The organism is Micromonospora sp. NPDC023633, from assembly GCF_040640035.1.
In the GTDB taxonomy this organism is placed as follows: Bacteria; Actinomycetota; Actinomycetes; order Mycobacteriales; family Micromonosporaceae; genus Micromonospora.
The window spans coordinates 23,937-32,010 of record NZ_JBFABB010000080.1 but is presented as its reverse complement, the minus strand read 5'-3'; the positions used below and the strand labels follow the sequence as shown (position 1 = coordinate 32,010).

General features: G+C 75.9%; 9 protein-coding genes. 6 read left to right on the top strand and 3 right to left on the bottom strand.

The window, feature by feature from the left end; translation table 11 throughout:
* The coding region (locus AB0G13_RS23070) for a Trp biosynthesis-associated membrane protein (protein WP_357877628.1) at window positions 1–298 on the top strand (298 nt) is incomplete at its 5' end.
* Here the strand turns inward: AB0G13_RS23070 and AB0G13_RS23065 are convergent.
* A complete protein-coding gene (locus tag AB0G13_RS23065; RefSeq protein WP_101415126.1) occupies window positions 291–548 on the bottom strand; it encodes a hypothetical protein in 258 nt (85 codons plus the stop codon). The genes AB0G13_RS23070 and AB0G13_RS23065 overlap by 8 nt on opposite strands.
* Before the next feature lie 489 nt (window positions 549–1,037).
* Between AB0G13_RS23065 and trpC the strand changes: the two genes are divergently transcribed.
* The 3 genes from trpC (at window position 1,038) to trpA (ending at window position 3,969) form a co-directional block, all read left to right on the top strand.
* Entirely contained in the window at window positions 1,038–1,841 is an 804-nt protein-coding gene (gene trpC / locus AB0G13_RS23060; RefSeq protein WP_350681602.1) for an indole-3-glycerol phosphate synthase TrpC, read from the top strand.
* Between the two features lie 81 nt (window positions 1,842–1,922).
* Window positions 1,923–3,161, top strand: a complete 1,239-nt coding sequence (gene trpB, locus AB0G13_RS23055) for a tryptophan synthase subunit beta (RefSeq protein ID WP_357877625.1) — start codon at window positions 1,923–1,925, stop codon at window positions 3,159–3,161.
* 4 nt (window positions 3,162–3,165) lie between these two features.
* Window positions 3,166–3,969 (top strand): tryptophan synthase subunit alpha, encoded by an 804-nt coding sequence (trpA, locus tag AB0G13_RS23050; RefSeq protein WP_357877622.1) that lies wholly within the window; start codon window positions 3,166–3,168, stop codon window positions 3,967–3,969.
* A 71-nt stretch (window positions 3,970–4,040) separates the two neighbouring features.
* On the opposite strand, the gene AB0G13_RS23045 is transcribed toward trpA, so the two are convergent.
* A complete protein-coding gene (locus AB0G13_RS23045; protein ID WP_357877619.1) occupies window positions 4,041–4,583 on the bottom strand; it encodes an NUDIX domain-containing protein in 543 nt (180 codons plus the stop codon).
* A 101-nt stretch (window positions 4,584–4,684) separates the two neighbouring features.
* On the opposite strand from AB0G13_RS23045, the gene lgt reads away from it, so the two are divergent.
* Both lgt and AB0G13_RS23035 read left to right on the top strand, forming a co-directional pair.
* Complete coding sequence (gene lgt, locus AB0G13_RS23040; RefSeq protein ID WP_357877616.1) at window positions 4,685–5,863, top strand: prolipoprotein diacylglyceryl transferase; 1,179 nt, start codon at window positions 4,685–4,687, stop codon at window positions 5,861–5,863.
* Between the two features lie 12 nt (window positions 5,864–5,875).
* Window positions 5,876–7,063 carry an NAD(P)/FAD-dependent oxidoreductase gene (locus AB0G13_RS23035; RefSeq protein WP_357877613.1) on the top strand — a complete coding sequence of 396 codons (1,188 nt, stop codon included), beginning with the start codon at window positions 5,876–5,878 and terminating at the stop codon, window positions 7,061–7,063.
* A gap of 145 nt (window positions 7,064–7,208) precedes the next feature.
* On the opposite strand, the gene AB0G13_RS23030 is transcribed toward AB0G13_RS23035, so the two are convergent.
* The gene (locus AB0G13_RS23030) at window positions 7,209–8,054 is read right to left on the bottom strand and encodes a GNAT family N-acetyltransferase (RefSeq protein WP_357877610.1); all 846 of its coding nucleotides are present in this window, start codon (window positions 8,052–8,054) and stop codon (window positions 7,209–7,211) included.
* Window positions 8,055–8,074 lie beyond the last annotated feature (20 nt).

Here is an 8,074-nt window from a genome sequence, read left to right as displayed (position 1 = left end):
CGGGCTCGGGGCGGCCGTGGCGGCCGGCGGCGGCTACGGCCTGGTCGCGGCGTTCGACGGCGAGGTCGCCCGGCACTGGCCGGCGCTCTGCCTGCTCGGCGGGCTGCTCGCCACGGCGGGTGGGCTGCTGACGGCGCTGCGGGGCCGCGGGTGGCCGGCGATGGGTGCCCGCTACGAGCGGCGGCCCGCGGACGACGCCGCGCCGGCCGCCCGGGGCGAGGGCGGCCGGGTCACCGGCCGGCACACCACTCAGGCGTGGGACGCGCTGGACCGGGGCGAGGACCCGACGCTCAGCTGACCGGCTGGCGCTCGCGGGCGGCGGCCCGGGCCGCCGCCAGCTCCGCCACCAGGCGGTCGAGCTCGGCCCGCTGCTCCGCCCGGGCCCGGTCGGCGCAGACCGCCTCCCAGGCGTTGCCCCGCGCGGTGCGCATCCGGGCCTCGCCCACCACGGCGCGCTCCAGGGTGTGGACCACGCCGACGGCGAGCGACGCGACGGTACGCGAGACGGTCGTCAGTCCGATGGGCTGGTGCGGCTCGACAGTGCTCATGATCACCCCGCAGAGGGTCGTTGGTGACGGTGGGGCAGGCGCGTCATCGAGTCTGCCCGAGGACGATGCTGGCTGGTTCACGTTTCGCCGTGGTGACGGACACGTCAACTCTGCTTCCGGGGCCGCCACCAGGCAAAGGGCCGATCGGCCTTGAGGTACGTCACAGGATCGGCGGGCGTCGGCGGCGGGCGCCGACCGGCGGCCGGCCGCGCCAACGGATAGGATCACGTCGATGACCAGGGTGGCGGAGGTGGGGATGGTCGGGTGGCGTTCGCGGCTGGGCGTGGTCGCCCAGCGTGACATTCCGTTCACCGGAGGTCGGCCATTATGCCCCAGCCCATCTCGTGAGGCACGCCATACCCCCGGCGCCTGTCGCCAGGTGGCGCCCCCTAGCATCGGCCCATGACACCCGGAGAGGGGAGTCCGTTGGTGACTGCTGAGCATGCGCACGCGGAGGGGGACGAGGCCGGTCCGGCGGCGTCCGTAGGCGTGCTCGACGAGATCCTGGCCGGCGTGCGTGAGGACGTCGCCCGGCGGCAGGAGCAGGTTCCGCTGGAGCGGATCCGCGAACTGGCCGCCGCCGCGCCGCCGCCGCTGGACGCGTACGCGGCCCTGCGCAAGCCGGGCGTCGCGGTGATCGCCGAGGTGAAGCGCTCGTCGCCGTCCAAGGGGCGGCTGGCCGAGATCGCCGATCCGGCCGACCTGGCGGGCGACTACGCCGCCGGCGGCGCGCGGGCGATCAGCGTGCTCACCGAGGGGCGCTGGTTCGGCGGCTCGCTCGACGACCTGGCCGCCGTCCGTGCCGCCGTCAACATCCCGGTGCTGCGCAAGGACTTCGTGGTCTCCAGCTACCAGGTGCACGAGGCCCGCGCGCACGGCGCCGACCTGGTGCTGCTGATCGTCGCCGCCCTGGAGCAGAACGCCCTCGTCGGCCTGCTGGAGCGGATCGAGTCGCTGGGCATGACCGCGCTGGTCGAGGTCCACGACGAGGAGGAGGCCGACCGCGCGCTGGAGGCCGGCGCCCAGGTGATCGGGGTCAACGCCCGCAACCTGCGTACGCTGGAGGTCGACCGCTCGGTCTTCGAGCGGATCGCGCCCGGCCTGCCCAGCAGCGTCGTCAAGATCGCCGAGTCGGGGGTGCGCGGACCGCACGACCTCATCCGGTACGCCTCGGCAGGCGCCGACGCGGTCCTGGTCGGCGAGGGCCTGGTCACCCAGAAGAGCCCCCGCGAGGCGGTGGCCGAGCTGGTCAACGCCGGCAACCACCCGGCCACGCCCCGCCCGGTGCGCTGACCCCGCGCCGGTTCGTCAGCACCGAGAGGACGATCCCATGAGCGAGCGCAGCGAGGGCACGGAGCGAAGCGGAGTGTCGGCATGAGCGCCGACGCGGCGGCCGCCCCGGTCGGTCCGCTGCCCGACGCCGCCGGGCACTTCGGCCGGTTCGGCGGCCGGTTCGTACCGGAGGCGCTGGTCGCGGCGCTGGACGAGCTGGACGCCGCGCACCGCGCGGCGATGGCCGACGAGTCGTTCCGGGCCGAGTTCGCCGCCCTGCTGCGCGACTACGCCGGCACCCCCTCGCTGCTCTACACGGCCGAGCGGTTCTCCGCCAAGGTCGGCGCGCGGGTGCTGCTCAAGCGGGAGGACCTCAACCACACCGGGGCGCACAAGGTGCGCAACGTGCTCGGCCAGGCCCTGCTGACCAGGCGGATGGGCAAGCGTCGGGTGATCGCGGAGACCGGCGCCGGCCAGCACGGCGTCGCCACCGCCACCGCCGCCGCCCTGTTCGACCTCGACTGCGTGGTCTACATGGGCCAGGTCGACACCGAGCGGCAGGCGCTCAACGTGGCGCGGATGCGGATGCTCGGCGCCACCGTCGTCCCGGTCACCAACGGCTCGCGCACCCTCAAGGACGCGATGAACGAGGCGATGCGCGACTGGGTCGCCAACGTCGACGACACCCACTACCTGATCGGCACCGCCGCCGGGCCGCACCCCTTCCCGGCGATGGTCCGTGACTTCGTCCGGGGCATCGGCGACGAGGCGCGCCAGCAGTGCCTCGACCTGACCGGCGCGCTGCCGGACGCCGTCACCGCCTGCGTCGGTGGCGGCTCCAACGCGCTGGGCATCTTCCACGCCTTCGTCGGCGACCCCGACGTGCGGCTGTACGGCTTCGAGGCCGGCGGCGACGGGGTGGGGACCGGCCGGCACGCGGCCAGCATCACCGGCGGCTCCGCCGGGGTGCTGCACGGCACCCGGACGTACGTGCTCCAGGACGAGGACGGGCAGACGTGCGAGTCGCACTCGATCTCCGCCGGCCTGGACTACCCGGGCGTCGGGCCGGAGCACGCCTGGCTGCACGACAGCGGCCGCGCGACCTACCTGCCGGTGAACGACGACGAGGCGATGGCCGCGTTCGAGCTGCTCTGCCGGACCGAGGGCATCATCCCGGCGATCGAGAGCGCGCACGCGGTCGCCGGCACCCTCAAGGTCGCCCCGAAGCTCGCCGCGGAGCTGGGCCGGGAGCCGACGATCGTGGTCAACCTCTCCGGTCGGGGCGACAAGGACGTGCACACCGCCGGCGACTACTTCGGCATCCTCGACAAGGAGCAGTGAGAACGTGAGCCGGATCGGGGTGGCCTTCGACAAGGCCCGCGCCGACGGGCGGGCCGTGCTGGTCGGCTGCATGCCGGCCGGTTTCCCGACCGTCGAGGGCAGCATCGCCGCGATGACCGCGATGGTCTCCGCCGGCGTCGACGTCATCGAGGTGGAGATCCCGTACTCCGATCCGGTGATGGACGGCCCGGTGATCCAGAAGGCCAGCGACATCGCCCTCGCCGGCGGCGTACGCACCCGGGACACGCTGCGCATCATCGAGGCGGTGGCGGCCACCGGGGCGCCCGTGGTCACGATGACCTACTGGAACCCCGTCGAGCGGTACGGCGTCGACGCCTTCGCCCGGGACCTCGCCTCGGCCGGGGGCACCGGGCTGGTCACCCCGGACCTGATCCCGGAGGAGGCGGGCGAGTGGCTCGCCGCCTCGGACGCGCACGGGCTGGACCGCACCTTCCTGGTCTCGCCGTCGTCGACCGACGCGCGGCTGGCGATGACCGTCGAGCACTGCCGGGGCTTCGTCTACGCCACCGCCATCATGGGGGTCACCGGCGCCCGGGCGCAGACGTCCGACGCGGCGCCCGTCCTGGTCTCCCGGGTGCGGGAGGTCACCGACCTGCCGGTCGGCGTCGGGCTGGGCGTCGGCACGGGCGCGCAGGCCGGCACCGTCGCCGGGTACGCCGACGGCGTCATCGTCGGCAGCGCCCTGATCCGCTGCCTGCTCGACGCGCCGGACGAGGCGTCCGGGCTGGCCGCCCTGCGCGCGCTGAGCGCGGAACTCGCCGAGGGCGTCCGCAACCCCACCCGCTGACCCCTTGCCGCCCGGCGCCCGGTCCAGTGCCGCGGTGTCCGGTCGGTTCAGTGCTGAGGTGTCCGCCCGGTTCAGTGCCGCGGTGTCCGGTCGGCGGGCGGAGTGGTCCGCTGGCCCGGCGGCTGGCCCGCCGCCGGCGCCGGGACGGCGTCGCGCAGCACGCCCGAGCGGCCCGCCAGGGCGTCGGTGAGCGCCGCCCGGGTGGTCGGGGTGAGCGCCTCGGGCAGGGCCGAGGGGTGGTGCCAGGACAGCCGGCATCCGCCCGCCGGGTCGCCGGCCGGCCCCGACCCCCGCGTACGCGCCCGGAAGACGTGCACCAGGACGTCTGGCAGCGGCCCGGCGCGCCCGGCCGCCGGCACCGGCGCGCCAGGCCCCACCGGCGTCGGCCCGCACCGGCCGGCGAGGTGGTAGAGGCCGATCAGGTCGACGATCTCGACTTCCCATCCGGTCTCGGCCCGGATGTCGCGGGTGGCCGCCCGCACGGGACTCTCGGCCGGGCGCAGCCGCCCACCGGGCAGACCGTAGCGCCGCTCGCCCCGGCCCTGCCGGCACAGCAGCACCCGACCCGCGTCGTCGGTGACGACCGCGGCGACCGCCCAGGTGAGCGCGCTCATGGACAAAGAGCCTACGGCGGCGCAAACCAGAAGTCACCGGGACCGGCGGACGGCGGACCGGGGTGCCGCCGAAGGGGCCGGCGGCGGTAGCGTGTGCACCCGTGACTCTCGCCTCGCTGACCCCCCAGGCGGCTCTGCCCAGCCCCAGCACCGCCGTATGGCAGCTCGGACCGGTGCCGATCCGGGCGTACGCGCTGTGCATCATCGTCGGCATCGTGGTGGCCTGCTGGGTCACCGAGCGGCGGCTGCGCCAGCGCGGCGTCGCCCCCGGCGCGGTGCTCGACATCGCGGTCTGGGCGGTGCCGGCCGGCATCATCGGGGCCCGCATCTACCACGTGATCACCTCGCCGGAGAAGTACTTCGGCACCGGCGGCGACCCGCTGAAGGCGTTCGCCATCTGGGAGGGCGGTCTCGGCATCTGGGGCGCGGTGGCCGGCGGGGCCGTCGGCGCGTGGCTCGCGGCCCGGCAGCTCGGCATCCCGTTCTCGGTGGTCGCCGACGCGCTGGCGCCCGGCCTGCCGCTGGCCCAGGCGATCGGCCGGCTCGGCAACTGGTTCAACAACGAGCTCTACGGCGGCCGGACCAGCCTGCCCTGGGGGCTGGAGATCCACCGGATGGACCCGGACAATCCGGGCCACGCGCTGCGCGACGACGCGGGCCAGCCGATCCTCGAACCGGGCCTCTACCACCCGACGTTCGCCTACGAGCTGCTGTGGAACCTCGGCGTGGTCGCGCTCGTGCTCGTCCTCGACCGCAAGCTGCGCCTCGGCCGGGGACGGGCGTTCGCGCTCTACGTGATGGGCTACACGGCCGGGCGGTTCTGGATCGAGCTGATGCGCACCGACGAGGCGAACACCATCCTCGGCGTACGCCTGAACGTCTGGACCGCCGGCCTGGTCTTCCTCGGCGCCCTGGCCTACTTCGTGCGGGTGCGCGGCCCCCGGGATTACCTCGTCCCGATCGGCGCCGCCGCGACGCCCGACCCGGCCGTCGACTCCGACGTGTCGCAGGTCGACCTGTCCGCGCGGGAGGCCGGCGCCCAACCGGCCGCGCCGGAGGGCTACCGCGTGGTGAGCGAGGAGCAGTACCGGCACTGGCGGGAGACCGGCGAGACGCCGGCCGAGTCGGACGGGCGGGCCCGGCCCGGCTCGGTCGACACGCCGACGGCCGGTGCGGATGCCGCCCCCGGATCCGCCGGTGACGGCGCCGCGTCCACCGGGGAGACCCCGGAGGACCGGGCCGGGGCCACGGGCACCCGGCCCGCCGAGCGCGACAGCTGAGAAGGAGCACCCATGCGTAGCGCGGTCGTGGTCGGCGCCGGAATCGGCGGCCTCGCGGTCGCCGGCGCGCTGGCCCGCTCCGGCTGGCGGGTCACGCTGCTGGAGCGGGCCGACCGGGTCCGCCCGGAGCCGACCGCCGTGGTGCTCTGGCCCAACGGCGTACGCGCGCTGCGCGCCCTGGGCCTCGGCTCCGGCCTGGAGGCGATCGCCACGGGGCTGTCCGACGGCGGGGTACGCCGCCCGGACGGGCACTGGCTGGTGCAGCCCCGCCCCACCCCGGCCGACCGGATGCCGGTGGTGGTGCACCGGGAGGACCTGCACGACGCGCTGATCGCCGGCCTGGGCGACGAGGTCGAGCTGCGCACCGGGGTGACCGTGCGGACGGTCCGCGCCGTGTCCGGGGAACGGCCCTCGGTCGGCGACGGCCGGCACACCATCGAGGCCGACCTGGTCGTCGCCGCCGACGGCACCGACAGCGAGGTCCGCCGGCAGCTCGCCCCGGAGTCCGGCGTGGTCAGCTCGGGCTGCGCCGCCTGGCGGGCGGTGATCCCCTGGTACCGGGCCCCGAAGCTGCCCGCCGACCGACCCGTCGGCGGCGAGGTGCTCGGTGCCGGCTACCGGTTCGTGTCCGCCTCGCTCGGCGAGCGCGGCTCCTCCGGCGCCTCCAGCCGGGGCGGCATCTACTGGGTGGCCACCGCCGTCGGCGCGCCCCGCCCGGAGCCGCCGGAGACCCAACTCGCCCTGCTGCGCCGCTGGTACGCGGGCTGGCCCGCGCCGATCGCCGAACTGCTCGACGCCACCGACCCGACGGACCTGGTGCAGCAGGAAATCCGCGAGCTGCGGCCGCTGCCCAGGTCGTACGGCTTCCCGGCCGGCCCGGGCGGGGTGGTGCTGCTCGGCGACGCCGCGCACGCCATGCCGCCGCACCTCGGCCAGGGCGCCTGCCTCGCCTTCGAGGACGCCGCCACCCTCGCCTCGCTGCTGCGCGAGTCCCGGCTGCCCGACGCGGTGGTGGCGTACGACCGGGTGCGTCGGCCCCGGGCGGCGACGGTGGTCCGGCAGACCCGCCGGATGTCGGCGGTGCTGAAGGCCCGGGGCCCACTGGCGCTGCGCGCCCGCGACGCCGCCCTCGGCGCCCTCAGCCCGCGCCTGCTCTCGACGGCCGCCACCACGGCCGCCCAGTGGCGCCCCCCGGCCTGACCCTCCCTAACCCGCCTTCGCCGGGTTGCCGGGTCGCTGTGTCGCCGTCGATCATGCAGTTTTGGTGGGGTGTAAAGGCCGTCAAATGGGTTGAATCGGGCACCGCAGCTGCATGATCGACTTGGCCGGGGGCGCGGGGGTCGGGTCAGGGGGTGACGGGGGTGGGTTCGGCGATGCAGGCGGTGCCGACGCGGCGGAAGCCGACGCGGAGGTAGACCCGCGCGATGTCCTCGCTGCCCGCCGAGAGGAAGACCAGGTCGGTGCCGGCGGCCAGCAGCTCGCGGGCCAGCGCGGCGGTGACCGCCGCGCCCAGGCCACGGCGGCGGGCGGCCGGCAGGGTGGCCACCCCGGCGATCTCGGCCACGTCGCCGACCCGCATCGCCATCCCGCTGGCCAGCGCGCCCTCGGCGGGCGTCTCGGCCAGCACCGACAGCCGGCGGCCGTCGGCGACGCGGGTCCGTTCCTCGTCCAGCGCCGCCTCGTCCAGCTCGGCCACCGCGGCGTCGCGCTGCGCGGGGCCGGCCTCGCCGGGTTCGGTGCCGGCCGCGGAGAACCCGACGCCGGCGACCGCCCGCCGCGCCGCGACGTCCTTCGCGAAGCCGGGCGCCGCCGCGTCGAGCATCCGCAGCGGTACGTCCGTGAGGGTGCCCGGGTCGGGCAGGGCGGCCGGGTCGAGCACCATCAGCGGCGCCTCCAGCACCGACAGCCCCGCCGAGCGGGCCACGGCCAGCAGGTCCGGGGTGGTCTCGTGCACCCACTCGAGGGCCTCGGGCAGGCCGAGCTCGCGCTGCCGCTCGCGTACCGCCGCGACGTCGGCCAGCGACGGCGGCTCGGGGGCGTCGAGCCGGGGCCGGGCGTAGAACGGCCAACCGGCGCCCTCCCGGACGAACAGCACGAGGGCCCCGTGCTCCTCCGCGCGGGCCGCATCCCGGGGCACCGCGTCGTAGAAACGCTCCAACCGACCGAACAGATCCTTGTGCAGAAGATCCACCGCGCGAGACTACACGTCCC

Bases quoted from the DNA above. Each gene is read 5' to 3' on its own strand.
- AB0G13_RS23045 (WP_357877619.1), bottom strand. From the start codon at position 4,583: ATGAGCGCGCTCACCTGGGCGGTCGCCGCGGTCGTCACCGACGACGCG.
- AB0G13_RS23035 (WP_357877613.1), top strand. From the start codon at position 5,876: ATGCGTAGCGCGGTCGTGGTCGGCGCCGGAATCGGCGGCCTCGCGGTC.
- trpB (WP_357877625.1), top strand. From the start codon at position 1,923: ATGAGCGCCGACGCGGCGGCCGCCCCGGTCGGTCCGCTGCCCGACGCC.
- AB0G13_RS23065 (WP_101415126.1), bottom strand. From the start codon at position 548: ATGAGCACTGTCGAGCCGCACCAGCCCATCGGACTGACGACCGTCTCG.